Annotated in this window: 30 protein-coding genes; 16 read left to right on the forward strand and 14 right to left on the reverse strand. The window is 67.2% G+C overall.

The window, feature by feature from the left end; all coding sequences use genetic code 11:
• The first annotated feature begins 75 nt into the window (after positions 1 to 75).
• The 4 genes from VF631_RS11330 (at position 76) to VF631_RS11345 (ending at position 2,861) form a co-directional block, all read left to right on the forward strand.
• Positions 76 to 1,254, forward strand: a complete 1,179-nt coding sequence (locus tag VF631_RS11330) for a cysteine desulfurase (protein ID WP_431850504.1) — start codon at positions 76 to 78, stop codon at positions 1,252 to 1,254.
• Positions 1,251 to 1,715, forward strand: coding sequence for an SUF system Fe-S cluster assembly protein (locus VF631_RS11335; RefSeq protein ID WP_431850417.1), 465 nt, complete (start codon positions 1,251 to 1,253; stop codon positions 1,713 to 1,715). Before VF631_RS11330 ends, VF631_RS11335 begins: the two co-directional genes overlap by 4 nt.
• Positions 1,716 to 1,797: 82 nt before the next feature.
• Positions 1,798 to 2,190, forward strand: a complete 393-nt coding sequence (locus VF631_RS11340; protein ID WP_431850418.1) for a HesB/IscA family protein — start codon at positions 1,798 to 1,800, stop codon at positions 2,188 to 2,190.
• A 119-nt stretch (positions 2,191 to 2,309) separates the two neighbouring features.
• Entirely contained in the window at positions 2,310 to 2,861 is a 552-nt protein-coding gene (locus VF631_RS11345) for a hypothetical protein (RefSeq protein WP_431850419.1), read from the forward strand.
• Between the two features lie 36 nt (positions 2,862 to 2,897).
• On the opposite strand, the gene VF631_RS11350 is transcribed toward VF631_RS11345, so the two are convergent.
• A complete protein-coding gene (locus tag VF631_RS11350; RefSeq protein WP_431850420.1) occupies positions 2,898 to 5,189 on the reverse strand; it encodes a S8 family peptidase in 2,292 nt (763 codons plus the stop codon).
• 139 nt (positions 5,190 to 5,328) lie between these two features.
• On the opposite strand from VF631_RS11350, the gene VF631_RS11355 reads away from it, so the two are divergent.
• Both VF631_RS11355 and dapD read left to right on the forward strand, forming a co-directional pair.
• Positions 5,329 to 5,997, forward strand: a complete 669-nt coding sequence (locus tag VF631_RS11355) for a pyrimidine 5'-nucleotidase (RefSeq protein ID WP_431850421.1) — start codon at positions 5,329 to 5,331, stop codon at positions 5,995 to 5,997.
• Positions 5,994 to 6,818 carry a 2,3,4,5-tetrahydropyridine-2,6-dicarboxylate N-succinyltransferase gene (dapD, locus tag VF631_RS11360; RefSeq protein WP_431850422.1) on the forward strand — a complete coding sequence of 275 codons (825 nt, stop codon included), beginning with the start codon at positions 5,994 to 5,996 and terminating at the stop codon, positions 6,816 to 6,818. The genes VF631_RS11355 and dapD overlap by 4 nt, the downstream gene beginning before the upstream one ends.
• Before the next feature lie 106 nt (positions 6,819 to 6,924).
• Here the strand turns inward: dapD and VF631_RS11365 are convergent, their stop codons facing one another.
• From VF631_RS11365 to ctrA, 3 genes are read right to left on the reverse strand one after another with little or no spacing between them, the layout of a single operon-like run.
• The gene (locus tag VF631_RS11365) at positions 6,925 to 7,209 is read right to left on the reverse strand and encodes an MmcQ/YjbR family DNA-binding protein (protein ID WP_431850423.1); all 285 of its coding nucleotides are present in this window, start codon (positions 7,207 to 7,209) and stop codon (positions 6,925 to 6,927) included.
• 7 nt (positions 7,210 to 7,216) lie between these two features.
• Positions 7,217 to 7,390, reverse strand: a complete 174-nt coding sequence (locus tag VF631_RS11370) for a hypothetical protein (RefSeq protein ID WP_431850424.1) — start codon at positions 7,388 to 7,390, stop codon at positions 7,217 to 7,219.
• 52 nt (positions 7,391 to 7,442) lie between these two features.
• Entirely contained in the window at positions 7,443 to 8,144 is a 702-nt protein-coding gene (gene ctrA, locus VF631_RS11375) for a response regulator transcription factor CtrA (RefSeq protein ID WP_431850425.1), read from the reverse strand.
• 173 nt (positions 8,145 to 8,317) lie between these two features.
• On the opposite strand from ctrA, the gene VF631_RS11380 reads away from it, so the two are divergent.
• The 4 genes from VF631_RS11380 (at position 8,318) to VF631_RS11395 (ending at position 10,871) form a co-directional block, all read left to right on the forward strand.
• Positions 8,318 to 8,986 (forward strand): RluA family pseudouridine synthase, encoded by a 669-nt coding sequence (locus tag VF631_RS11380; protein ID WP_431850426.1) that lies wholly within the window; start codon positions 8,318 to 8,320, stop codon positions 8,984 to 8,986.
• Positions 8,979 to 9,380: an alternative ribosome rescue aminoacyl-tRNA hydrolase ArfB gene (gene arfB / locus VF631_RS11385; protein ID WP_431850427.1), complete on the forward strand. Its 402-nt coding sequence runs from the start codon at positions 8,979 to 8,981 to the stop codon at positions 9,378 to 9,380. Before VF631_RS11380 ends, arfB begins: the two co-directional genes overlap by 8 nt.
• 7 nt (positions 9,381 to 9,387) lie before the next feature.
• The gene (locus VF631_RS11390; RefSeq protein WP_431850428.1) at positions 9,388 to 9,897 is read left to right on the forward strand and encodes a GAF domain-containing protein; all 510 of its coding nucleotides are present in this window, start codon (positions 9,388 to 9,390) and stop codon (positions 9,895 to 9,897) included.
• Between the two features lie 95 nt (positions 9,898 to 9,992).
• Entirely contained in the window at positions 9,993 to 10,871 is an 879-nt protein-coding gene (locus tag VF631_RS11395; protein ID WP_431850429.1) for a hypothetical protein, read from the forward strand.
• 42 nt (positions 10,872 to 10,913) lie between these two features.
• Here VF631_RS11395 and VF631_RS11400 read toward each other — a convergent pair whose 3' ends face one another.
• Positions 10,914 to 11,363, reverse strand: coding sequence for a universal stress protein (locus tag VF631_RS11400; RefSeq protein ID WP_431850430.1), 450 nt, complete (start codon positions 11,361 to 11,363; stop codon positions 10,914 to 10,916).
• A gap of 156 nt (positions 11,364 to 11,519) precedes the next feature.
• Here VF631_RS11400 and VF631_RS11405 point away from each other — a divergent pair, with 156 nt between their 5' ends.
• The 5 genes from VF631_RS11405 to VF631_RS11425 are packed head-to-tail and all read left to right on the forward strand — an operon-like array spanning position 11,520 to position 17,037.
• The gene (locus tag VF631_RS11405; protein WP_431850431.1) at positions 11,520 to 12,899 is read left to right on the forward strand and encodes a pyruvate dehydrogenase complex dihydrolipoamide acetyltransferase; all 1,380 of its coding nucleotides are present in this window, start codon (positions 11,520 to 11,522) and stop codon (positions 12,897 to 12,899) included.
• 50 nt (positions 12,900 to 12,949) lie between these two features.
• Entirely contained in the window at positions 12,950 to 13,411 is a 462-nt protein-coding gene (locus VF631_RS11410; protein ID WP_431850432.1) for an endonuclease domain-containing protein, read from the forward strand.
• Entirely contained in the window at positions 13,404 to 14,774 is a 1,371-nt protein-coding gene (gene lpdA, locus VF631_RS11415) for a dihydrolipoyl dehydrogenase (protein WP_431850433.1), read from the forward strand. The genes VF631_RS11410 and lpdA overlap by 8 nt, the downstream gene beginning before the upstream one ends.
• A gap of 20 nt (positions 14,775 to 14,794) precedes the next feature.
• Complete coding sequence (locus VF631_RS11420; RefSeq protein WP_431850434.1) at positions 14,795 to 16,066, forward strand: amidohydrolase family protein; 1,272 nt, start codon at positions 14,795 to 14,797, stop codon at positions 16,064 to 16,066.
• Positions 16,063 to 17,037, forward strand: coding sequence for a DUF1176 domain-containing protein (locus tag VF631_RS11425; RefSeq protein WP_431850435.1), 975 nt, complete (start codon positions 16,063 to 16,065; stop codon positions 17,035 to 17,037). Before VF631_RS11420 ends, VF631_RS11425 begins: the two co-directional genes overlap by 4 nt.
• Before the next feature lie 20 nt (positions 17,038 to 17,057).
• Here the strand turns inward: VF631_RS11425 and VF631_RS11430 are convergent, their stop codons facing one another.
• From VF631_RS11430 to gluQRS, 7 genes are all read right to left on the reverse strand, one after another.
• A complete protein-coding gene (locus VF631_RS11430) occupies positions 17,058 to 17,774 on the reverse strand; it encodes a CPBP family intramembrane glutamic endopeptidase, BDIM_20840 family (protein WP_431850436.1) in 717 nt (238 codons plus the stop codon).
• 141 nt (positions 17,775 to 17,915) lie between these two features.
• Entirely contained in the window at positions 17,916 to 18,635 is a 720-nt protein-coding gene (locus VF631_RS11435) for a Crp/Fnr family transcriptional regulator (RefSeq protein ID WP_431850437.1), read from the reverse strand.
• A 217-nt stretch (positions 18,636 to 18,852) separates the two neighbouring features.
• A complete protein-coding gene (egtD, locus tag VF631_RS11440; protein ID WP_431850438.1) occupies positions 18,853 to 19,812 on the reverse strand; it encodes an L-histidine N(alpha)-methyltransferase in 960 nt (319 codons plus the stop codon).
• Positions 19,812 to 21,074: an ergothioneine biosynthesis protein EgtB gene (gene egtB / locus VF631_RS11445; RefSeq protein ID WP_431850439.1), complete on the reverse strand. Its 1,263-nt coding sequence runs from the start codon at positions 21,072 to 21,074 to the stop codon at positions 19,812 to 19,814. The genes egtD and egtB overlap by 1 nt, the downstream gene beginning before the upstream one ends.
• Positions 21,075 to 21,135: 61 nt before the next feature.
• On the reverse strand, positions 21,136 to 21,705 hold the full coding sequence (locus VF631_RS11450; RefSeq protein WP_431850505.1) for a cob(I)yrinic acid a,c-diamide adenosyltransferase: 570 nt from the start codon (positions 21,703 to 21,705) through the stop codon (positions 21,136 to 21,138).
• 1 nt (position 21,706) lies between these two features.
• Positions 21,707 to 21,913, reverse strand: a complete 207-nt coding sequence (locus VF631_RS11455; RefSeq protein ID WP_431850440.1) for an HIG1 domain-containing protein — start codon at positions 21,911 to 21,913, stop codon at positions 21,707 to 21,709.
• Between the two features lie 9 nt (positions 21,914 to 21,922).
• Positions 21,923 to 22,810: a tRNA glutamyl-Q(34) synthetase GluQRS gene (gene gluQRS, locus VF631_RS11460; protein ID WP_431850441.1), complete on the reverse strand. Its 888-nt coding sequence runs from the start codon at positions 22,808 to 22,810 to the stop codon at positions 21,923 to 21,925.
• 191 nt (positions 22,811 to 23,001) lie between these two features.
• On the opposite strand from gluQRS, the gene VF631_RS11465 reads away from it, so the two are divergent.
• The gene (locus VF631_RS11465) at positions 23,002 to 23,568 is read left to right on the forward strand and encodes an HNH endonuclease (RefSeq protein ID WP_431850442.1); all 567 of its coding nucleotides are present in this window, start codon (positions 23,002 to 23,004) and stop codon (positions 23,566 to 23,568) included.
• 148 nt (positions 23,569 to 23,716) lie between these two features.
• Here the strand turns inward: VF631_RS11465 and VF631_RS11470 are convergent, their stop codons facing one another.
• Together VF631_RS11470 and VF631_RS11475 are read right to left on the reverse strand one after the other, a co-directional pair.
• Positions 23,717 to 24,007 carry an HNH endonuclease gene (locus tag VF631_RS11470; protein WP_431850443.1) on the reverse strand — a complete coding sequence of 97 codons (291 nt, stop codon included), beginning with the start codon at positions 24,005 to 24,007 and terminating at the stop codon, positions 23,717 to 23,719.
• The gene (locus VF631_RS11475) at positions 23,977 to 24,960 is read right to left on the reverse strand and encodes a zinc transporter ZntB (RefSeq protein ID WP_431850444.1); all 984 of its coding nucleotides are present in this window, start codon (positions 24,958 to 24,960) and stop codon (positions 23,977 to 23,979) included. Before VF631_RS11475 ends, VF631_RS11470 begins: the two co-directional genes overlap by 31 nt.
• Positions 24,961 to 25,061: the final 101 nt, after the last annotated feature.

The following is a 25,061-nucleotide window of genomic DNA, read 5'->3' on the forward strand; positions in this document are numbered from 1 at the left end:
CCTCACCCCCCCACCGCTGACGCGGCGGGTCCCCCCCTCACCCCTGCAGGGAGAGGGACTAAGCCGCTCGACCTCGTGTCCGACTTCCCGGCGATCCCGGAGGGCTGGGCCTATCTCGACACCGCCGCGACCGCGCAGAAGCCGCGGGCGGTGATCGACGCGATTGCGCGTGGCTATGGCGAGACCTACGCGACTGTGCACCGCGGCGTTTACCAGCGCTCGGCCGACATGACGCTCGCCTTTGAGGCCGCGCGGCGGCGGACGGCCGCCTTCATCAACGCGCGCTCGGCCGAGGAAATTGTCTTCCTCCGCGGCGCGACCGAGGCGATCAACCTGGTTGCGCAGAGTTGGGGCGGCACCTTCCTCAAGGCAGGCGACCGCATCCTGCTGTCGATGCTGGAGCATCACAGCAATATCGTGCCGTGGCAGATGGCCGCGGACAGGGTCGGCGCGGTGATCGACGTCGCGCCGCTGACGGCGGACGGCCGCATCGATCTCGACGCGGTCGAGGCGATGCTGACCGAGCGGCACAAGATCGTCGCGCTGGCCCACGTCTCGAACGTGCTCGGCTCGGTGCTCGACGCGCGACGGGCGGTCGATCTGGCTCACCGCGTCGGCGCCAACATCCTGCTCGACGGCTGCCAGTCGGTGCCGCGGATGCCGGTGGACGTCCAGGCGCTCGGCTGCGACTTTTACGTCTTCTCCGCGCACAAGCTCTACGGCCCGACCGGCATCGGCGTGCTGTGGGGCCGTGGCGATCTGCTCGATGCGATGCCGCCGATGCACGGCGGCGGGGCGATGATCGACAAGGTGAGCTTCGAGGGCACGACCTATGCACCTCCGCCCGCGCGGTTCGAGGCCGGCACCCCTCATGTCGTCGGCGTGCTCGGCCTCCATGCGGCGATCGATTATGTCGACGGCATCGGTCTCGACGCGATTCACGCTCACGAAACCGCATTGGTGCGCGAGACCCGCGAAGCCCTGCAAACGTTGAACAGCCTCAGGCTGTTCGGGCCGGAAGACTCGGCCGGCATCGTCAGCTTCGCGATCGAAGGCGTGCATCCGCACGACGTCGGCACCATATTGGACGAAAGCCGGGTCGCGATCCGCGCGGGTCATCATTGCGCGCAGCCGCTGATGTCCCACCTCGGCGTTGACGCCACTGCGCGGGCGAGCTTCGGCGTGTATAACGGCCGGCAGGATGTCGAGGCCTTTGTCCGCGGCATCGAGCGGGTGACCAGGATTTTCGGATGAACGAGCAACGCAAGATCGAAGTCGAGGAAGTCACGGAGGTCGCGCCGCCGCCCAAGGCGCGCGTCTCGGATGTGGCGGAGACGTTCGAGCGCAAGAAGGATTATCTCGCCGGGTTCCTTGCTCAGAAGCCCGCAGAGCCCGCGCCCGTGGAGCCGGGCGGCGATCTTTACGAAGCGGTGATCGAGGCGCTCAAGGAGATTTACGACCCGGAAATCCCGGTCAACATCTACGATCTCGGGCTCATCTACGACGTCCAGATCAGCCCCGAGAACCACGCCAAGGTGCTGATGACGCTGACCACGCCCAATTGCCCGGTGGCGGAGTCGATGCCGGGCGAGATCGAGCTTCGCGTCGGCGCCGTTCCCGGCGTGGGTCACGCGGAAGTCGAACTGGTCTGGGATCCGCCCTGGGACCCACAGAAGATGAGCGACGAGGCCAAGCTAGAGCTGGGGATGCTGTGATGGTCCTTCGAGACGGGCCTTCGGCTCCGCCCTCCGGGCTGCGCTCAGTCCCTCCTCAGGATGAGCGGCGATGGGAGATATCATGAACACAGACACCGCTCATGCTAAGGAGCCGCTGAGCCCGTCGAAGCGGCGTCTCGAAGCACGCGCCGCGCTCAACCTCACGCAGGCAGCCGAGGCTCGCATCGCCGAGCTCATGTCGCGGGCGCCGGAAGGCACGGTCGGCGTCAAGCTTTCGACGCCGCGGCGCGGCTGCTCGGGCTTGGCTTATTCGGTCGACTATGTCGCCGAAGCCAAGCCGTTCGACGAGAAGATCGAAACGCCGGGCGGCACTTTCTTCGTCGATGCGGGGTCGATCCTGTACCTGATCGGCAGCCGGATGGACTGGCGCGAGGACGATTTCACCGCCGGGTTCGTCTTTGAAAACCCGAACGCCAAGGGCATGTGCGGCTGCGGCGAGAGTTTCACGGTTTAGTTCCACGCCGGGACAGCGGTCCGTCGAATCGACGAACGGATGAGTCGAACGCGCAACAAAGGGAAGTCAAGGGGGTTCAGCAGCCACAAGGTCGGGCGGCGGGCTGTTGGAGAGCCACAATGTTGAAGCCATTTGCAGCTTTTGCTTTTCTTGCCGCTTCCACGACCGCCGCGGCTGCGCCCGCTCCCACCCCCGTCGCGCAATGGAAGCTGGCCGGCGGCGATCGTGGCTGCGCCGTCCACGCATCCTCGCCGGGCGGCACGGTGGTGTCGATCGTCGCCGGCACCGGCCAGAACAATCTCATGTTCCTCGTCCAGAATGCTGCCTGGTCGCTCCGCGACGGCGAGAAGACCACCATTGCGGTCGCTTTCGACGGCAGCGGTCCCTGGCAGCTCCCGGCGATGTCGCGCACCAACATCGACAGCGACGGACCCGGCCTCGTCTTCGCCGTCCCCATCGGCGAGGAGAGCGGCAAGGCCTTCATCAACCAATTTGTCGCCGCCAAGGGCATGCAGTTCAGCCGCGACGGGCGCAGCATCAGCAACGTGCCGCTCGGCAGCGGCCAGAGCGCGATGACCGCGCTCGCCCAGTGCCTCAGCAAGGTCTGGTCTGGTGAGTCTCCCAACGTCACCGAAGCCGGCTTCGGCGGCGGCCGAGCGGTCAAGATTTGAGCGGGCTCGGCGCGAGTCGGCGTCAGCCTGGGGTGATCAGAACCCCAGCGTGAACCGGATTGCCCCGCCCAGGTCGCTGTCCATCGCCTCGATGTGTCCCGGCTCCGTGCGCAGGAACAGGTTGGCGCCGAGCCGACCGCCGAACGCGCGGGCGTTGTAGGCCAGCTCGTAGTCGATCTCCCGCCCGGTCGGGGCGAGGCTGAACTGGCGGTTCTCATAACCCACCGCGCCGGTAGCGTAATCATAGGAAGTCGGCACCGACAGATCGAACCCGCCGGAGCTGACGCGAAGCGGCTGCATCACCCGCAAGGCGAGCTTGTCGCCTGGCGAGAATGCGCCGGCCCTGGCCAGGTCGAACGCCCACGCGTCGGTCGAAAGCCGGCCCTCGCTGACCAGCGCGCCGGTGCCCGCCATCCGCGTCCAGCCGCGGCTATAGCTGCCAAAGGCGCCCCAGCCGCGCCCGAGATCGTAGGACAGGCTCGCGTCCAAGAAATCGCTCGACGCGCCGCGGCTCGAGAAGGCGGAGCTGAACCGGCTGCCGAGCATGGTCTCCTGCTCGTCGAGCCGTGACGCCCCGACCGACACCAGGGCCGGTCCGAACCGCCGGTCGAAAGCGACCGTGTTGATGGTGTAGGCGGGGTCCTGCACCTGGCGCACCAAGCCGGGATTGTGGACGCGCCCGCGCTCGCTGGTGGCGGTCACGCCGACCGGGCCGAGCAAGTGGCGGATACCCGCGCTGCTGCTCGCATCGGCGAAGAAGCCGTTGCGGGTGAGCGGATCGCGCGCGACCAGGAAGGCATTCTGATCGTGCCCGGTCAGCCGCTGCTGGAGAGTCCGGCCAGTCTCCGAGAAGCCGAACGCCACGGCAGTGCTGGGGCTGAGCTCGCTCAGCGCCATGCCCGCCACCGCCCTCGCCTGCCGCGCATCCTCCCAGCTCAAGCCCAGATAGGCGTAGTTGATGCGGGGCTGGTTGGTCAGCGTGCGGTTGACCGTGATCGTCACCGCCGTCTTGCCGGCCGCCGCCGAAGCGGTGCGCAAGTCGCCGCCAAGTGACTGGGCGAGCGGCTGCTCCTGCTGCGCGCGGCTCAGGGTCGAGCCGACCTCCAGCCGGTAAGCGCGCGAATAGCCGTCGAGCACGATCGCGCCGACCGACGCGCCCGTGGCGTCGCCCATCGGCCCGGAGGCCTGGCCGTTGCTGCCGGTCGAGATCGCGACCTGGCTGCCCGCGAGCGAAGTCTGGCCCTGCGGCTGGAAAGCGCGCCCGATGTTGAGAATGCCGCGCCCGAACGTGCCGTCCGTGCCGGGCGTCCCGGCGTCGTCGGCGCTGTTGAGCAAGATCTCGGCAATCTGGCGCCCGGTGAGGTTCGGAAAGGCGCTGGCGAGCAGCGCCGCAGCGCCGCTGATCACCGGCGCCGAAAAGGACGTGCCGGAGAATAGAAAAGGCTGTCCGGTATGGTCGAACGAGCGGATGCGGTCGCCGAGGGCGGCCAGATAAACCTGCTGGCCCGTGCCCGCGCGGTTTGAGAATCCCGCGATGTTGCGCGCACTGTCATGGGCGCCGGCGATGATCACCAGCCCGTTGCCCGCACCGGCAAGACCGGCGGCGAAATCATCTGGATTGCTGCCGATGGCCTTGGTGCCGTCGTTGCCGGCCGAGACGACGATCACGATCCCCGCCTGAGTCGCACGGCTCACCGCCTGGAGGACTGCGGAACTTGCGCCCTCCCCGCCGAGCGAGATGTTGATGACACGCGCGCCGTTCGTGCGGGCGAGATCGATGCCCTGAGCAATCGCGCTCCCGCTATGCTGGCAGCCATCGTCCTTGTCGCAATTGTTCGGGTCGGCCGAGTTCAGCGCAAGGATGGTCGACGCGAAAGCGACTCCCTGGATCTGGCCGCCGTTCCGGCCGGCGGCCGCGATCGCGGCAACGGCGGTGCCATGCCCTTCCGTGTCGGAGATGGGACGGTTCATGACGAGATCGACACTGGCCGGATCGATGCGGCCCGCAAACTCGGCCAGATTCGGGTTGATGCCGCCGTCCAGCACGGCGATCTTCACGCCCTGCCCGGTGCCGCCTGCATTGTAGGCGCTGATCGCGCCGGCCGCGACCGCGCCGTTCGACCGCTGGTATTCGGAATCGTTGAAGTTGACGCTGGTCGGCGTGGGGCTCGGCGTCGGCGCGGGAGCAGGTGGGGGAGGCGGTGGAGGCGGTGGAGGCGAGGGCGGCGGCGGTGCAGGCGGCGGCAGGCTCGACACCGGCGCGGGCGGGGTCGACGTGCCTCCGCCGCCGCAGCCGGCCAGCGTCAAGGCAAGGACGCAAGTCGTCAACAAAAGTGCTTTTCTGGCGTGCCGACGGTTCATGCGCGTCCTCTAAGTCGCGGATTTCTCAGCTATTTTGCACAATAAGAATAGCGGCCAAATACTTACAATTTGCTGAAGGTGAATTCCTTTCTAAAGGACGGCCAGCATGCTCCCCGCCCTTCGCCATGTCGAGAACTGGATATTCGACCTCGACAATTGCCTTTATCCGGCCTCGGCGAACCTGTTCGAGCTCATCGACCACCGCATGACGGACTATGTCGAGCAGCGCTTCGGGCTCGACCGGCAAGCGGCCCGCGCGCTGCAGAAGCGCTATTTTCACGAACATGGCACGACCTTGTCGGGCCTGATGACGGCCAATGAGATCGATCCGCACGAATTCCTGGATTTCGTGCACGATATCGATCTCGCTCGGATCTCGGCCGATCCCGACCTGGTCGCGCTGATCGACCGGCTGCCGGGGCGTAAGTTCGTGTTCACCAACGGCGACGAGACCTACGCGCGGCGCGTGCTGGACAAGCTGGGCCTCGCCAATCTGTGGGACGGCCTCCACGACATCCACGCGATGAGCTACGTGCCCAAGCCCGATCCGCGCGCCTACCAACTGCTCTGCGATCGCCACGGCATCGATCCGACGCACGCGTTGTTCGCCGAGGACATGGCCCGCAACCTCAAGCCCGCCAAGGCGCTCGGCATGGTCACCGTCTGGGTCGACAACGGCTCGGAACAGGCCAGCAACCAGGCCGATCCCGACCATATCGATTTCCACACGCACGACATCGGCGCCTGGCTCGCCGAAGCTACGGGGGACCAATGAGCGACGCGCTGCAGACGATCATCGATCGGGCCTGGGAGGAGCGGGACGGGGTCGGGCCGGGCACCGAGGGCGAGGTCCGGGACGCGGTGGAAACGGCGCTCGAGGCGCTCGATGCGGGTACGGCGCGCGTTGCCGAAAAAGCTCCGGACGGCTGGACCGTCAACCAGTGGCTGAAAAAGGCCGTGCTGCTGAGCTTCCGGCTCAATCCGATGGAGCCGATCGGCGGCGGCCCCGGTGGCGCCCTGTGGTGGGACAAGGTGCCGTCCAAGTTCCTCGGCTGGGACGCCGCCCGCTTCGGCGAGGCGGGCTTTCGCGCGGTGCCGGGCGCAATCGTACGCCGCGGCGCCTACATCGCCCCTGGCGCCGTCCTGATGCCGAGCTTCGTCAACATCGGCGCCCGGGTTGGCGAAGGCGCGATGGTGGATACCTGGGCGACCATCGGCAGCTGCGCCCAGATCGGCCGGAACGTCCACATTTCGGGCGGCGCCGGGATCGGCGGCGTGCTGGAGCCGCTCCAGGCCGGCCCGGTGATCATCGAGGATGGCGCCTTCATCGGCGCCCGCTCGGAAGTCGCCGAAGGGGTGATCGTGGAGGAAGGCGCGGTGCTCTCGATGGGCGTCTTCATCGGCGCCTCCACCAAGGTCGTCGACCGCGATACCGGAGAGACCTTCATGGGCCGCGTGCCCGCTTATTCGGTGGTGGTTCCCGGCACTCTCCCGGGCAAGCCCGGCGCGCCGCACCTCGCCTGCGCCGTCATCGTCAAGCGCGTCGATGCGCGCACCCGCTCCAAGACCAGCATCAACGAGCTGCTGCGGGACTGATCCCGTTCAGCGCAAGCGGCGGGACGCGAAGGAAGAGGTTATTCCGGGAGCAGCTTGCCCAGCTTTTTCGGCGCGACGGCGCGGTAGCTCTCGGCGATCCAGCGTTTCAGAAGGTCGAGCTCGAGCTCGTCATCCGGCCCGAACCTGGCGGTGATCCAGCCGGAGCGGCCAAGGCCGTAGCCGGCGGGCTCGGCCCAGTCGAAGCTCTCGGCGAATCGCGGCTGACCGGCAGCTTGACCGTCATGCTCAAGGCGGCCTCGCCGGCGTTGAGCCAGACGAAGGTCTTGCCCCGCACTTTCAGCGCGGTGTGGCCCCACGGGAAGTCTTCGCTGGCTTCCGGAAAGGCGAGGCCGTGCCGACGTGATGTTTCGAAGCTTTGGGCGATCGTCACCCGTCGCTCAGCTCGAGCCGCCGATTTCGGCGTCGTGCGCCTGATCGCGGCGCAACCCTGCGATCCCGACCGCCAACTCCGTCAGGCGTAAGCCATGCTCTCCTTGAACTTCGCGCACGGCTGCAAGGTCGACGCGGATCGCGCGCAGATGTTCTAGAACGAGGTTCGTGGGCTCAGCCACGTTCTCAATATAGCGGGCCGGCGGCGTTTTCGCCAGCCGGCCCCGCTTGGTCTCAAGCGACCTTGGACTGTTCCATGTCTTCGGGATCGCGCAGCACGTAGCCGCGGCCCCAGACGGTTTCGATGTAATTGTCGCCCTGGCAAGCCAGGCTGAGCTTCTTGCGCAGCTTGCAGATGAATACGTCGATGATCTTGAGCTCGGGCTCGTCCATGCCGCCGTAGAGGTGGTTCAGGAACATTTCCTTGGTCAGCGTGGTGCCCTTGCGGAGCGAGAGCAGCTCCAGCATCGCATATTCCTTGCCGGTCAAATGGACGCGGCTGCCGTCGACTTCGACGGTCTTGGCATCGAGATTGACCGCGAGCTTGCCGGTCTTGATCACGGACTGGGAGTGGCCCTTCGAGCGGCGCACGACCGCGTGGATGCGGGCGACGAGTTCGTCGCGGTGGAACGGCTTGGTCACATAATCGTCGGCGCCGAAGCCGAGTGCGCGGACCTTTGAGTCCATCTCGTTGATGCCGGACAGGATCAGCACCGGCGTGCCGACCTTGGCGACCCGCAGCTTCTTGAGCACGTCATAACCGTGCATGTCGGGCAGGTTGAGGTCCAGGCAGATGATGTCGTAATCGTAGAGCTTGCCGAGGTCCAAGCCCTCTTCGCCCAGATCGGTGGTGTAGACGTTGAAGCCTTCGCTGGTCAGCATCAGCTCGATGCTCTTGGCGGTGGTCGGTTCATCCTCAATAAGCAGCACACGCATATCGTTCGCCCCTTGTTAGGGAAGGTCCGACCTGTTGGTCTGAACGCTGCCCGGTAACCTTTATTAATCACGCCATAAGTGAACTTAAAAGGTTAATTACTCGTAAAGCGGTAGACAATGCGAGTCGGCCGACGGACGTTGCGCCGCTGCAACAGCCGAGGCAGAGCAGCATCATGTGGCAGGACCGGATTTTGTTCGAGGATGGCGAGGCGCTGGTGATCGACAAGCCGGCCGGGCTCGCCATGCATCCGGGGCCGCGCACCCGCGAGAGCCTGGAGGATTATCTCGTGCATTTCCGGCTCGGCTTTCTACGCGAGCCGCAGCCGGTGCACCGGCTCGACCGTGATACGAGCGGCTGCCTGCTGCTGGCCCGCAACCCCAAGGCTGCCAAGCGCTTCCAACAGGCGTTCGAGGCCGGTGCGGTCGAGAAGCGGTATCTCGCGATCGTCGAGGGCGTGCCGGACGCCCAGGACGGCCGGATCGACATGGCGCTGGCCAAGATATCGTCCAAGGAAGAGGGCTGGCGGATGGTGCCGGACGCCGGCGGCAAGATGGCGGCCACGCGTTGGCGGATAGTGGCCGAGCGGAATGGCCGTTCGGCTTTGCTGTTCGAGCCGGAGACCGGGCGAACGCACCAGGTGCGGGTGCACGCGGCATCCGGGCTCGGGCTGCCGATCGTCGGCGATCCGGTTTACGGGCGTCCTTCGACCCGTTCAGGAGGTCCGATGCTGCTTCATGCGCTTGGGCTGAGGCTGGAGCGCGGCGCGAAGCCACCGATCGAGGCGCGCGCCCCTTTGCCGCCCTCGTTCGGTTACGCGGGATTTGGCGACGTCGATGCCTGAACTGGTGCCAGAGGACGCGCTGAGCGAAAGCTTCATCGCGTCGAGCGGCCCGGGCGGGCAGAACGTCAACAAGGTCGCGACCGCATGCCAGCTGCGGTGCGACGTGTTCAAGCTGGGCCTGTCTCCCCATGCCTTTGCCAAGCTGAAGAGCCTGGCCGGCAGCCGGATGACGGGCGCCGGCGAGATCGTGATCACGGCGCGCACCTACCGGACGCAGGAAGCGAACCGGCAGGATGCGCGCGAGCGGCTGGCCAAGCTGATCGCCGATGCCCATGTGGTGCAGGCGAAGCGAGTGAAGACGCGGCCGAGCCGGGCCGCCAAGGCGAAGCGGGTGGACGAGAAGAAGGGCCGGGCTGCGGTCAAGCAAGGGCGCGGCAAGGTCCGGCTGGACTGAGGAAGCGATGTACGAGTTCAAGATCGAAGCGGCGGACAAGACGGAGCTGTATCGGCAGCTGATCGAGGCGGCGGATGCGCTGACGGCCGGGGAGCCGGACGCGATCGCGAACATGGCGAACTTGGCGGCCTTGATCTGGGAAAGTCTGCCCGACCTGAACTGGGCTGGCTTCTACCGCAACGTGGAGGGCGAGCTGGTGCTCGGGCCGTTCCAGGGGCGGGCGGCGTGCATCCGCATCCCGTTCGGGAAGGGTGTGTGCGGGACGGCCGCGGCGACGCGGGAGCCTCAGCTGGTCGAGGACGTGCACGCCTTTCCGGGCCACATCGCCTGCGACAGCGCTTCCGCCTCCGAACTTGTCGTGCCGATCGAGCATGACGCGCGGCTGATCGCCGTGCTCGACCTCGACAGTCCTCGCGTCGCGCGGTTCGACGCCGTCGACCGCGACTTCTGTATCAGACTGGCACAGCGGATTGCGCCGCGTCTTGCCGGAGTGGAAACGGCTCCGCCCCAGCGGTAAGACCGAAGCGCGGCCCGGCCCGGGGCACCCGCCAAACTCTACTTTGGCGGGAGCCCAGCCGCAGCGGCTGCGCGGCGAAAAAGGGGACGATGGGCATGCACAAGCTGGCGATTCTGACATTGGCGGCGGCGAGCGCGCTTTCCTCCGGGGCGTTGGCGCAGACCGTCTCGCCGGCCGATCGGTACGAAGGGACGCCGGAGGTTCCGCTGAAGAAGCCGGCCACCGCCGCGCAGGCCGGCAAAGCTCCCGCGCCGATCGCGCAGCCCACGGCGCCGGCCGCGCCGACGCCGCCCGCCGGGATCACCTGGCGCAACCAGGCCGCGCCTGCGCCGAGCATGGCGCCGGTGGGGCCGAGCGCCGCTCCGCAACCGATCGTGACGCAGCGCACTGTGACGCCGCCCCCGCCGATGATGGTTTCGCCCGCAAGGCGCGCCGAAGCCGTTCCGCCTCCTCTGCCAATACCGCCCCGCGCGAGCCAACTCCCGCCGCCTCCCCGCAGCTTCGTGATTCGCCGTCAGGGTGGGTCAACGGGCGAAGGGCCGGCGCAATTCGAGATTCGGAGTGAGATGGACGAGCATATGGCGGACGGCCCGGCCCGCGTGATCGTGCGCCGTCATCGGGAGGGGCCGATGGTGCACGGACCAGACCGCGTGATCGTTCGGCGACGGATGGGGGATCTGCGCGATCACCCTGGCGAGTGGGATCGGGAGGATGTGGACGGACCCATGTACGAGGATCATCGTGGCGATGAGGGAGAGCATGGCTGGGATGATCGCGATGTCACCTATCCGGTCGGCCATCCCGGTGGCGGGCATGGCTATGCTTCTGGCCCCTGTTGCTCGGGCGGGATGATCACCGAGACGATCACGACCACGACGACCTACCCGCCGACCGTGGAGGAGCGGGTCGTGCACCACGAAACCCGCTCGCATCCGCCGCGGCGCCTGTACAAGCGCAAGCTGCGGGGGCGGTAAGTTCGTCTGGGGTCCCGCTCTTGCGGGAATGACAAAGACCGTTCAGCCCGGTCCGATATCCGAAGCTATTCCGCCGGGCACGATGATCAGCGGGCAGGGCAGCGTACCTGCGACCGAGCCCGCGAAGTGGCTGACCATCGGCCCCGGTCCGCCCTCGGGGGCGGCGCCGAGCACCAGGGCGGCCACTTCCTCGCGCTCCCGCAGCAACCGCGTGACTTCCTCGACAGGATCGCCCTGACGCACCGTCACGCTCGGTTCGATCCCGGTCTCCTCCGCGACCGCGCTGGACGCATTCAGCACCATGGCTTCGGCTCGCAGCCGCGCTTCCTCCTCCATGGCGGCCTGAACCCCGCCCCATTGCACGAACTCGGTGGGCTCGATCACCGTCACGATCTCGACGCGGCCGCCCGTTCGCGCGGCTCGGCGGGCCGCATAGCGCAACGCGGCGCCTGCCTCGGCGCTTTCATCCATCACGACCAGGTAGACGCGCATCCGCTCCTCTTCGGCTTTGGCCCCGGAAGCTGCGTCAGAAGCGGCGCGGGCGCAAGTGCGCCCGCCTTGGCCGGCCGCGCGGGTCGCGGCTCAGGCTTGACCCGCCTCCCTCAACGCGCTTTGGACGAGCCGCCCCGGCCGGAGGAAACGCGACCCATGCCGATCGAACTCAAGATGCCCGCCCTCTCGCCAACCATGGAGGAAGGCACGCTCGCCAAATGGCTCGTGAAGGAGGGCGACACCGTCTCGTCCGGCGACCTGCTGGCCGAAATCGAGACCGACAAGGCGACGATGGAGTTCGAAGCGGTCGACGAAGGCACGATCACCAATATCCTGGTCGCGGAAGGCACGGACGAGGTAAAGGTCGGGACCGTGATCGCGATCATCGCAGGCGAGGGCGAGGATGCCTCCGTGGCGGCACCGGCCGCGAGCAAACCCGTCGACACGAGCGCGGGCGAAACCGGCGCGGGCCAGCCCGCTACGCCGACGCCGCAGCCCGACGTCAAGGGCTATGGCGCCAATCCGGCCGAAGACCAGCAGATCGCGCAGGCAACGAACCAGGCTCCCGCAGCCGCCCAGCCTCAGGCAGCGCAGCCGCGCGCCGATTCGGGCGAGCGGGTCAAGGCGAGCCCGCTCGCCCGCCGCCTGGCCGAGCAGAAAGGGATCGACCTTTCCGCGCTGACGGGCTCCGGGCCGGGCGGGCGGATCGTCAAAGCCGACATCGACGGAGCGCAGGGGCGGCCCGCCGCCGCACCCGTCACCGCCGCAGCGCCGGCTGCTGCTCCCGCTCCTGCCGCCGCGCCCACCCCGACGCCCGCACCCGCGGCGGCTCAGACGATCCCGGACATCCCGCACGAGGTCGCCAAGCTCTCCAACATCCGCAAGACGATCGCACGCCGGCTCACCGAGTCGAAGCAGCAGGTTCCGCACATCTATCTCACGGTCGACATCCAGCTCGACGCTTTGCTGAAGCTCCGGACCGAGCTCAACGCCAGCCTGGACGCGCGCGGCGTCAAGCTCTCGGTCAACGACTTCATGATCAAGGCTCTCGCCGTCGCGCTGATGGACGAGCCCAAGTGCAACGTCATGTACACGCCCACCGAGCTGGTCACCTTCAAGCGCGCGGATGTCTCGGTCGCGGTGTCGACGCCGACCGGGCTCATCACGCCGATCATCCCGAACGCGGACGGCAAGAGCCTCAGCGCGATCTCGACCGAGATGAAGGACCTCGCCGCCCGCGCCCGCGACGGCAAGCTGCAGCCGCATGAATATCAAGGCGGCACCGCCAGCCTGTCGAACATGGGCATGTACGGCATCAAACAGTTCGAGGCCGTCATCAACCCGCCCCAGGGCATGATCATGGCAATCGGCGCGGGCGAGAAGCGGCCTTATGTGGTGGACGGGGCGCTTTCCGTCGCGACCGTGATGAGCGCCACCGGCAGCTTCGACCACCGCGCGATCGACGGCGCCGACGGGGCTGCGCTGATGAAGCGGTTCAAGGAGCTGGTCGAGAGCCCGCTGGGGATGATTGCGTGACAAGCCCCTCTCCCTTGAAGGGAGTGGTGCATCCTAGCCCCTCCCCCCTGGTGGGGGAGGGGTTGGGGAGAGGGGGGCGCTCGGCTGCGCAGCGGGCGAGCGCGCTTGGCGCAGCCAAGCACAGTCGAAGTCACCCGACTGACGCGGAGCATCGGCTCTGGCTGATCCTGCGGGCCAAGCGGCTAGGCGGCTGGAAATTCAGGCGTGAGCCGCCGATCGGCCCGTACCGGCCGGATTTCGTCTGCTATTCGGCGAAGCTGATCGTCGAAGCTGACGGCGGACAGCATGGACCAGAGCGCGACGGCGGGCGTGACGAGTGGCTATGTAGCCAGGGCTTTCGCATATTGCGCTTCTGGAACAACGACATCCTCACCAATGAAGAGGGCGTGCTGACGACGATCGTGTCAGCGCTGGAGGCGAGCGCCGCGGCGTCGAGCCGCGACGCTCGCACCCCTCTCCCCAACCCCTCTCCCACAAGGGGAGAGGGGCTTAGCGGAGCATCCCATGCCTGATACTTACGACCTCATCGTCCTCGGCTCCGGGCCCGGGGGATACGTTGCCGCTATCCGCGCGGCGCAGCTCAAGATGAAAGTCGCCATCGTCGAGCGGGAGAAGCTCGGCGGAATCTGCCTCAACTGGGGGTGCATCCCGACCAAGGCGCTGCTGCGGACGTCCGAGATCAACCATTATCTGACCCACGCCTCCGCCTATGGCCTCGTGGCGGAAAAACCGAGCTTCGATCTCGCCAAGATCGTCGATCGCAGCCGCAAGGTCGCCGGCCAGCTCAACGGCGGCGTCAAAGGCTTGATGAAGAAGAACAAGATCACCGTCGTCGAAGGCGAGGGAAAGCTCGCCGGCGCGGGCAAGCTGCAGGTGGGCGAGCGAGTGCTGGAAGCCAAGCACATCATCATCGCCACCGGCGCCCGCGCGCGCGACCTGCCGTTCGCCAAGGCGGACGGGGAGCGGATCTGGACGTATCGGCACGCGATGGTGCCGAAGGTGATGCCGACCGAATTGCTGGTGATCGGATCGGGCGCGATCGGGGTCGAGTTCGCCAGCTTCTATTCGGACATGGGCGCCAAGGTGACGATCGTCGAAATGCTCGACCGCATCCTGCCGGTCGAGGATGCCGACGTTTCCGCCTTCATGCACAAGGCGCTGACCAAGCAGGGCATGACCATCCACACCTCGTCGGGAGTGGAAAAGCTGGAAGTCACCTCGAGCGGCGTCACCGCAACCATCAAGGAGCGCGGACCGCAGGTCTTCAGCCACGCGATCATCGCGATCGGGATCGTGCCGAACAGCGAGAATATCGGCCTGGAGGCGCTCGGCATCGAGACCAACCGCGGGCACATCGTCACTGACGGTTATGGCCGCACCAACGTCGAGGGCATCTACGCGATCGGCGACGTCACCGGCCCGCCCTGGCTTGCCCACAAGGCGAGCCACGAGGGGGTGATCTGCGTCGAGGCCATTGCCGGCAAGAACCCGCATCCGATGGAGACCGGCAACATCCCGGGCTGCACCTACTCCCGGCCGCAGGTGGCCTCGGTCGGCTTCACGGAGGCCAAGGCGAAGGAGGTCGGCTACAAGGTCAAGGTCGGCAAGTTCCCGTTTATCGGCAACGGCAAGGCGATCGCGCTCGGCGAAGCGGAGGGCTTCGTGAAGACCGTGTTCGACGAGACCACGGGGGAGCTGCTCGGCGCGCATATGGTCGGCGCGGAAGTGACCGAGCTCATCCAGGGCTATGTCGTCGCGCGCCAGCTCGAGACCACCGAGGCGGACCTGATGCACACCATCTTCCCGCACCCGACCTTGTCCGAGATGATGCACGAAAGCGTGCTCGACGCTTACGGGCGGGCGGTCCATTACTGAGCTTTCGGCGAGGGGCTGACATGAAGAGGCATTTACTTGCGGCGGTCGCGCTGCTGCTAGGCGCGAGCGCGGCCCGGGCCGAGACTGTCGTCGTCACCGCCGACAGGATGATCGACGTGCTCGCCGGGCGAGCGGTTGATCGGCCTCAGGTCGTGATCACCGACGGGCGGATCGCCGCCGTCGGGCGTCAGGGCGACGCGGCGCCGCAAGGGGCGAAGCGGATCGAGCTGCCGGGCAAAACCCTGCTGCCGGGCCTGATCGACATGCACGTCCATCTTGGCGGGTCCGAGAAGGTCAAAGGCTACCGGACGCTCGAATTTACCGACAATTTCTTCCTGGTGATGGGCGTGCCGAATGCCGGGAAGCTGCTGGATGCGGGCTTCACGACGGTGCGCAGCGTCGGCGCGGGCGGCTATCTCGACGTGGCGCTGCGGCAGGGGATCGAGCTTGGCGAGCTGCGCGGGCCGCGGATCATCGCCGCCACGTCTCCGATCGGCGCGACCGGCGGGCATTGCGACGAGAACACCAACCAGCCCTCGCGCGCGCGGACCGCGCCCGGCGTCGCCGACGGCCCGGACGAGGTGCGCAAGAAGGTGCGCGAGCTGCGCAAGCTCGGTGCGCAGGTGATCAAGGTGTGCGCGACGGGCGGCGTCTTTTCGCGCAACACCGATCCCGGCGCCCAGCAGATGACCTATGAAGAGCTCAAGATGGCGGCCGACGAGGCGCACATGCTCGGCATGAAGGTCGCCGCACACGCGCACGGGACGGACGGGATCAAGGCCGCGATCCGCGCCGGCATCGACACGATCGAGCATGCCAGCTTCCTGGACGACGAGGCGATCCGGATGGCCAAGGAGCGCGGCACCTGGCTGTCGATGGACATCTACAACACGGATTACACGCTTACCGAAGGCGCCAAGAACGGCGTGCTCGAGGAGAATCTCGCCAAGGAACGCATCGTCGGCACCCGGCAGCGCGAGGCGTTCCGGCGATCCGTCCAGCTCGGCGCGCGGCACGTGTTCGGGTCCGACGTCGGCGTCTATCCGGCGGGGCTAGGTGGTCGGCAGTTCCCAGTGATGGTGCGGTTCGGCATGACGCCGATGCAGGCGATCCAGGCCGCGACCAGCAACGCGGCGCAGGCGCTGGGGCGCGAAAAGGATGTCGGCGCGATCGCGGTGGGCCGGTTCGGCGACATGATCGCGGTCGATGGCGATCCGATCGCCGACATCCGCCAGCTCGAAGATGTCGACGTCGTTATCAAGGGCGGCAAGATCGAGAAGAGCGAGCGGTGAGCCTGTTGCTGGCCCTGCTCGCCGCGGCGGCGGCGCCGAAGCCGGGCGAACTCAAGACCTTCAGGGACTGGACGGTCGGCTGCGACAACGGACGCGCGTGCCAGGCCGTGGGGCTGATGCCCGAGACCGATGCGGAGGCGACCACCATGTCGATCCGCCGCGGCGCGGAGCCAGGCGCGGCGCCGCAACTGTCGATCGATCCTCCGGAAGCCAAGGCTCACGCCGTGAGTGTCGGCGGCCGCTTGTTCGAGCTGGAGGAAGGGCCTGACGCCTCGCTCCGCCCGCGCGACGCCGCGGGCTTCATTAAGGCCCTGCTCGACGCGGGCGAGGCGGCACTGGTGGACCGGCAGGGCAAGCGGCTCGCCGCGCTCTCACCGGCAGGGGCAAGCGCGGCCTTGCTCTACATGGACGAGCAACAGGGGCGGCTCGGCACCGTGACGGCGCTCGCCCGGCCCGGGTCCAAGCCCGCCACGGCCGTCCCGCGCTCGCCGGCGCTTCCCGTCGTCCGCCAGCCTGCACTTTCATCCAGGCCGGCCCGAACGCTCGGCAAGGCGCGGGTGCGCCAGCTGCTCGGGCGCGAGGCAACGGTGTGCGAATATGCGAACGAACTCAGCATCGAAGGCGGCCGGCTCGACGCGCGGCACAGCCTGGTGCTCGCCTCGCACCCCTGCGGCAACGGCGCCTACAATTTCATGTACTCCGCCTGGATCGTCGACGAAGCCGGCCGCGCGCGACCGGCCACCTTCGACCCGACAGGCGGCGGCGCGGCCGATCCCCTGGCCAACGCCGGCTGGGATGCGAAGGCGCGCCGGCTGTCGACCTTTTTCAAGGGTCGCGGGCTCGGCGACTGCGGCAGTGGCGATCATTTCGCCTGGGACGGCACGCGCTTCCGACTCGTGCACGCCGAAGCGATGGGCGAGTGCCGGGGCAGCATCGACTATATTACCACCTGGCGAGCCGAGGTCCGGTAGCAGGCGGCCGACAAGCAGGCTCAAACCACCATCGATACGGCATTCCCGAAATTGTGCATCACGATCGGGAGCAGGAGGCTGCCGGTCCGCAGCCTCAGCCAGACGGCGATAAACGCGGGCAGCGCCGTCAGCGCCATGACGAGCGGGTCGAGCGAGAAATGGCCGTCCGAGAAGCCGAACGCATGCGTCATGCCGAACAGGAGGCAGGACAGGACGGCGCCCCAGCCCCATTCGACCCCGAGGAAGCGAACCCGGCCGGCAAAGGCGCGATCGAGCGCGAACAGCAGGATCCCGCGGTAGAATATCTCCTCCTCCAGCCCCGGCATGGTGAGCTGGAAGGCGATGTCGTCGCCGCTCGCAGGCTCACTCGGGAATGCCAGCGCGATCGCAAGGAAGAATGCGCAGTAAAGGACGAGGACGGGGACAGCGGACCTGAGGCTGCCCGGGGCCTGGGCGAGCGTCAGGCCGACGCGCCGCCATCCGAAGATAGGTAGCGCCGCAATCGCTAGGCTCCCGGCCAGGGCGAGCAGCTTGCCTTGCCAGTTCCAGTCGCTGCCCGCCAGCAGGTTGGGCATCGTGCCGTAGAAGCGGGTGAGCAGCGCGTCGTTGATCGCGACAAGCAGGGCGGCGAGCAGAAGCCAGCGCGGCGCGAAGCGCCGGCGATCGAGGATGCCGATCAAGCCACCTGCAAGCAGCAGGAGCGAGAGGGTCCCAAACAGTCCGATCAGGGCGTTCACGCGGTCCTCTCACCTTACCGGGCCGAAGCTGGTCGGCCGTCGTCCACACCTTACCAGGCAACACGGCGACAACGGCAGTGGCGCTCGAACTAGCGATAAAGGAACACGGGAGGAATTTCAGCTTCTGGTGAGGAGCGGACGTCAGCCCAGCGCGGGCTCTTGCGCGCGCAGGTGCAGATAATTGCTGTCGAAGTCACCCGCCTCCGCCAGCTTGCGCCAGTCCCCGATGGTGATCGAGCGGCTGGTTCGACGCGTGATCAGGTTTTCGGCTTCAAGCGCTTTCAGGGTTCGATTGACGTGCACCGGCGTCAGGCCCGTGCAGTCGGCAATCTGCTCCTGCGTCATCGGCAGCTCGTACTCGGTCGCCTCCCCTAACCCGGCAACCTTCAACCTCAGCGAGAATTCGCAAAGCAGATGCGCTATCCGGGCATGCGCATCCCGCCGACCGATATTGGCGATCCATTCCCGAAACACCGAACCGTCGACAAGCGTGTCGTACCACATCGCCACCCCGACGTTCGGGCGCTCGAACGCCAGCGTCTTGACGGCTTCGCGAGGGATGAACGCGACCTCGCTATCTGTGAGCACCTGCACGCTGTGATCGGCGACCCCCAGGAAGGAGTTCTGAAGGTCTACGATGTCGCCTTTCATGTGCACGGCGACGATCTGCCGCGCCCCGCCCGCAACGATCTTGTGCCGGATCGCAAAGCCGGAAAGCAACACGCACGAATGAGTCGTCTGCTCCCTTTCCCGGACGATATAGCCGTGCCGCTCAAGGTTCTTCGTTCGATGCGGGAGATTGAGAAGCGCCTCCTCGTCGGCAGCGTCGAGCTCGACCCAATAGGCGAGTTTGCGAACCATCGGCTGCAGAGATGACTGAGACTGGCCTTGCATATCGAGCTCCGCGGCGGCGGGAGCACGGAGTAGCCAGTCGCTGGAGCGCCGCGTGAGGCCAACGATGGGAGAGGATAGCACGATCTTTCTCAGTCAGCTAACCCGGCTTTGCGGCATCGGCACCAACCTATGATGTCCCCCGCCATCCTCCAACACAACCGGGCTTCGGCGGCTGAACGCCCGATCAGGGCGCGAACCTCGGGGGTTCGGCTTCGGCGAGGATGAGTGCGAACCAGTCGTCGGGGTCGGTCCATTCCTTGCAGACCGCCCAACCGGCGGCGCGCAGGAGGAGACGGGAGTCGCGCAAGCCGTATTTGTGGCTGTTTTCCGTGTGGATCGTCTGACCGGCGCGGAAGGTGAAGCTTTCGCCCTCGATCCGGAAGGCGACATCGCGAACGGCCTCGAGGTGCATCTCCATCCGGCTCATGCGGTCATTCCAGATCGCGCGGTGGCGAAAGGCGTCGACCGGCACCTCCGCCTCAAGCTCGGCGTTGATGCGATGGAGAAGGTTCAGGTTGAACGCTGCGGTGACGCCGGCCGCATCGTCATAGGCGGCGAGCAGCACGTCCACCGGCTTGGTCCGGTCCATGCCGATGAGCAGCCAGGAGCCCTCGCCGAGCGTGTCCTTCATCGCGCGCAACAGGTCGGTCGCGGTGCGCGGGACCAGGTTGCCGATCGTGGAGCCGGGGAAGAAGCCGAGCTTGGTGAGGCCTTCGACCGCCGCGGGCAATCGTATCGGCCGCATGAAATCGGCTTCGACAGGGTGGATGGAGAGATCGGGGAACTCGGCTTGGAGGCCCGCTGCGCTGTCGCGCAGGAAGTCGCCCGAGATGTCGATCGGCACATAGGCCGAGGGAGCGACCGCGCGGAGCAGAAGCGGAGTCTTCGTCGAGGAGCCCGAGCCGAACTCGATCACCGCATCCCCGATGCCGGCGATGCGCGCCACATCGGCCGAATGCTCCTCCAGGAGCGCGCGTTCAGTGCGGGTCGGGTAATATTCCGGCAGCCGTGTGATCTCTTCGAACAGCTCGGACCCGCGCCGATCGTAGAGCCAGCGGGCGGGAATGGCGGGGATCGGGGCTTTCAGCCCGGCCAGCACGTCGCCGCGGAAGGCCGGGTCCGCGCTTTGGCGAGGCGCATGCATCAAAGATCGCGCGCCAGGCGCAGGCCGGCGAACATCCAGCGCTGGTGGGGGTAGAAGAAGTTGCGGTAGCTCGCGCGGACGTGCCCCCGCGGCGTGGCGCAGGAGCCGCCCTTCAGCACGAACTGCCCGCACATGAACTTGCCGTTATACTCGCCGACCGTGCCCTCGACGGGTTTGTAGCCGGGGTAAGCGGTGAACGGGCTCGCCGTCCATTCCCAGACGTCCCCAAACATCTGGCGCGCTCGGTCCGCCTCGATCGCGGGCTTCGGGCGAACCGGGCCGGCCCCGTCGAGCTGGTTGCCCGTGTCGGGATCGAGCCCGGCAGCCGCGACTTCCCATTCGGCTTCGGCCGGCAGCCGCGCGCCGGCCCAGCGTGCGAACGCGTCCGCCTCGTAATAGCTGATGTGGCAGACCGGCTCGGCGAGCGCGACCGGGTGGAGGCCGTCCAGCCCGAAGCGAAACCAGGCATCGCCGTCCCTGCGCCAGTAGAGCGGCGCTTCGATGCGCTCGGCCCGCACCCAGGTCCAGCCGTCAGCCAGCCAATGCTCGGGGCGAGTGTAGCCGCCTTCTTCGATGAAGCGCAGCCATTCGCCATTGGTCACCAGCCGGTCGGCAAGCTCGTGGGCGCGGATCAGGACGGGATGGCGCGGGCCCTCGCAATCGAAGGCGAAGCCGTCGCCATCATGCCCGATCTCCACGATGCCGGCGCGGCCGGCGATGCCGCCGATCGTGGTGGCGGGCGCGCCGGCTGTTTCGGGCGCTCCCGACCACAGCACCGGCGCGAGCGGATTCTCGGCAAAGGCGGCGAGCAGATCCATCAGCATCAACTCCTGATGCTGCTGCTCGTGCTGGAGGCCGAGTTCGACCAGTTCGCGCGCGGCCTGGGGCAGCACGGCGAGGGCGTCCTCGAGCGCGCGGTCGACATGGTCGCGATAGGCGTAGATGTCAGTAAGAGCCGGGCGGCTCAGCATGCCGCGCCGGTCGCGCGGCTGACGCGCGCCCTCGCCATCGTAATAGCTGTTGAAGAGGTAGGCGTAAGCCGGATCGAAGGCGCGGTAGCCGGGCAGGTGATCGCGCAAAACGAAGGTTTCGAAGAACCAGCTGGTGTGGGCGAGGTGCCATTTGGCCGGCGAGGCGTCAGGGTGCGGCTGGATGGTCGCGTCCGCGTCCGAGAGCGGAGCGGCGATCGCCCGGCTGAGCGCGCGTACGGCGCGGAAGCGACCGCCGAGCCGGTCGTGCCTCTGCTTAATCAGGGTCGCCATGGGTTCAGCTTACAGGAGCGGGGGCGAGGGGCAAAGAAATCCTCCCCCGGGACGGGGAGGATTAGCGGGTCGCGCCGGGCTGCCAAAGGATGTCGCCATTCGCGCTCCTCGCCACCAGCCTCGCGAGAACGAACAGGTGATCCGAAAGTCGGTTGATGTAAGCCAGCGCCTGCGGGTTGAGCGGGACCTCGGCCGCGGCGGCGACGGCCATGCGCTCGGCGCGGCGCACGACGGTGCGGGCAAGGTGGAGGTGCGCGGCGCCGCCACTGCCGCCCGGCAGGATGAAGCTGCGCAGCGGCTCGAGATGCTCGTTAATCGCGTCGATCTCGCGCTCCAGCCGCTCGACCTGGGGCCCGGTGATGCGGAGCGTCATCTCGCTCGGCGCGAAATCCTCGCCCGGCGTGGCGAGATCGGCGCCGAGATCGAACATCTCGTTCTGGATGCGCGACAGCATCGCGCGCGGTTCGTCCGCCTGGACGTGCAGTAGTGCCAGGCCGATCGCGCTGTTCGCCTCGTCGACATCGCCAATCGCCGCCATCCGGGCGTGCGCCTTGGACAGGCGCGATCCATCGACGAGGCCGGTATCGCCGCCGTCGCCGGTGCGCGTGTAGATCTTGGTCAGACGGACCAGGTCAGGCTCCGCCGCCGCCGGCGACGACCAGCAGCAAGACGACCAGTACGATCGCCAGCGCCTGGAACATGACGCGCTTGCGCATCAGGTCTTGGCTGCGCACGCCAGTGACGTCCTTGCCCTGCGCCATGCCGATCACGCCCTTGACCAGCACGAACAGGGTCGCGGCCGCGGCTGCGGCGATCAGGATGATGAGGATTGTCTGCATGGAGACTATCTAGGAAGCGGCCGTCAGATAACCAGCCGGAAGCCGCTCCCCGAGCAGCTCATCGCGCAACTTTTCAGGGTCGGCACCGGCGAGGCGAAGATCGAGCAGGCTCGGAGCGCCGCTGCGCTTGGCGAGGCGACGTCCGTCCGGGGCGGTGAGCAGTTCGTGATGGTGGTAGCGCGGCACCGGGAGGCCGAGCAGCGCCTGGAGCAGGCGATGCACGTCGGTCGCGGCGAACAGGTCACGGCCGCGCACCACATCAGTCACGCCCTGGGCAGCGTCGTCGATCGTGACCGCGAGATGATAACTGGTCGGCGCGTCCTTGCGGGCGAGCACGACGTCGCCGAAACGCTCGGGGTGGGCGATGATTTCGCCGGCTGTGGCGTCGGTCCAGGCGAGGGTGCCGGCGAGCTCGACCGCGCGCCGCACATCGAGACGCCATGCGTGCGGCCGGACCAAATCCGGGTCAGGCCGGGGAAAGCCCGGATGACTAGGAGCGGAAGGCGCCGGGCGGCACGTGCCGGGATACACAGCTCCCTCCGGGCCGTGCGGGGCGGCGGCGCTGCGGGCGATCTCGGCCGCGATCCCGGAGCGGGTGCAGAAGCAGGGATAGACGAGACCACGTTCCCTCAGCCGCTCGAGCGCAGCGCGATAGAGGTGGAGGCGTTCGGACTGGCGGACGACCGGGCCGTCCCAGTCGATGCCGAGCCAGGCGAGGTCCTCCTCGATCCCGGCGGCATGCTCTTCGCGCGTGCGGCCCGGATCGATATCCTCGATCCGGAGCAGGAAGGCGCCGCCGCTCCCCCGCGCCAAGCGGTGGGCGCGCAAGGCGGAATAAGCATGTCCGAGATGCAGCCGGCCCGTCGGCGAGGGTGCGAAACGTGTGACAATTTTCACGCACACCGCCCTTGACCGCAGGTCTGGGGTTGTGGTGTCATGGCCTTGTCACGCATGGCAGCAACAAGCGTGATGCGAACAGGAGATGCGGCCGGAAACGTCCCTCTCCCGCGAAGTCTGAGTGCGACAGAGGTCCGGGAACGGCGTTTCGGGAGATTTTCTCCAGCGAAACGGGAGGCCTTTGCCGGTTCATGTACCATCCTGACCTTATCCGACATCCCGACAGCTGCCCCGCTCTCGTTTTGAACGCGGATTATACGCCGCTCAGCTATTACCCGCTGAGCCTGTGGTCCTGGCAGACGGCGGTCAAGGCGGTGTTCCTGGAGCGCGTCGACATCATCGCCAATTATACGCGCGAGGTGCACAGCCCGACCCGGACAATGCAGATCCCGAGCGTGATCGCGCTGCGCCAATATGTGAAGCCGTCCGAACACCCGGCCTTCACCCGCTTCAACCTGTTCCTGCGCGACCGCTTCCAGTGCCAATATTGCGGAGACCCGCGCGAACTCACCTTCGACCACGTCATCCCGCGCGCCCATGGCGGGCGGACGACCTGGGAGAATGTGACCACCGCCTGCGCGCCCTGCAACCTCAGGAAGGGCGGACGTACGCCGGCGGGGGCGCACATGCACCTTCAGCGTTGGCCGCATCGCCCGACCAGCTGGCAGTTGCAGGAACATGGGCGCAGCTTCCCGCCCAACTTCCTGCACGAGAGCTGGCGGGATTACCTGTATTGGGATGTGGAATTGGACGCTTAGCTCGCGACCACGTCCACCTTGCCGCTCATCCTGAGGAGGGACTGAGCTTGGCGAAGGCCCGTCTCGAAGGACGGGTGCCGTGCGGTCCTTCGAGACACCGCTTCGACTTCGCTCAGCGGCTCCTCAGGATGAGCGGGTTCGTCGTCCATCATCGCTTCCGCCGTGTCGGCGCGTGGAAGTCCGGCTCCTTCGAGCTCACCCAGGCGACGAACTTGCCCACTTCGGGATGCGCCCTCAGCGCCTCCGGCGTGTGATAGCCGCGCTCCAGCGCCTTGTTGTCGAGCGCGGCGTGGATCGCCCTGTGGCAGATCGGGTGCACCGGCACCGTCTCGCGTCCGCCGCGGCTCTTCGGGATCGGGTGGTGCCATTCGACGCGGCGGCCGAGCGGACGCTCGCACAGGAAGCAACTCAGTTCGGGTCGCGCAGCCAGTGTCGCCATAGGAAGTAGATGGCGACCGCCGCCCCGATCACAATGCAGATGGCCACCACACCCCAGAACGCCCAGGGCTCCTTGGCGAAGGGTATCCCCTCGACGTTCATGCCGAGCAGGCCGGTGATGAAGGTCAGCGGCAGGAAGATGAAGGCGATCACCGAGATTTCGAGGCCGCGCTGATCGAGCTGCTCGGCGCGAAGATCGGTGATCTGCTCGTGGAGCAGACCGGCGCGTTCGCGCACCGCTTCCAGCTCCTCGGCCATGCGGGCGAACTTGTCGGCGGCCTCGCGGATGTGAAGACGGTCATCCTGGCTCAGCCACTCGAAATCGTAGTCGGCCAGCGTCAGCAATGCGTCGCGATCGGGGGCGACGAACCGGCGGAAGGCGATCGCCTCGCTGCGCACTTTCGTGATCGAGGTTCGGTACCTGTAAATGCTTTTCAGGTCCTCAAGACCGCTCTCGACGTCGTCGAGGCTGTCCCCGAGCGCGGCGACCTGCGGATCCAGCTCAAGGCTGATCGCGCGCGCATAGGCGGAGACGAGGTCGCCCGGATCGGTGATCTTGCCCGCTCGCGCCTGCCCCATCACGACTTTGGTCGCGTTCATCCGCCGGCGGCTGACGGAGGTGACGCGGTTCTCGTGCACCCACAGGCGGATCGAGACGAGCCGGTCGGAATCGTCGGGGTCGAGTTCGCCCGGCCCGCGCAGATTGACGATCGCGCCGAAGTCGATGCGGTCGCAGCGGGGCCGTGTTTCCGTCGCGAGCAGAGCATGCGCGGCGACGTCGGGGATGTGATCCTGCCGCTTCAGAACAGTGATGTCGTCCTCGTCGCGGCCGTGGAGGTGAAGCCACAGGAAGCCGGGCCCGCGGTAAACTTCCGCTTCCGGCACGGTAAGCTGTCGAAACGGACCATCCCCGACGAGAAGGCCGCACTCCATCAGGCTTGATCCGTCCGCCACCAGCCGCTCATGCTGAGGAGGGGCTGAGCTTGCCGAAGACCCGTCTCGAAGCACGCCGACGGTCCTTCGAGACGCCGCTTCGACAAGCTCAGCGGCTCCTC

This window comes from Allosphingosinicella sp., assembly GCF_036387615.1.
In the GTDB taxonomy this organism is placed as follows: domain Bacteria; phylum Pseudomonadota; class Alphaproteobacteria; order Sphingomonadales; family Sphingomonadaceae; genus Allosphingosinicella.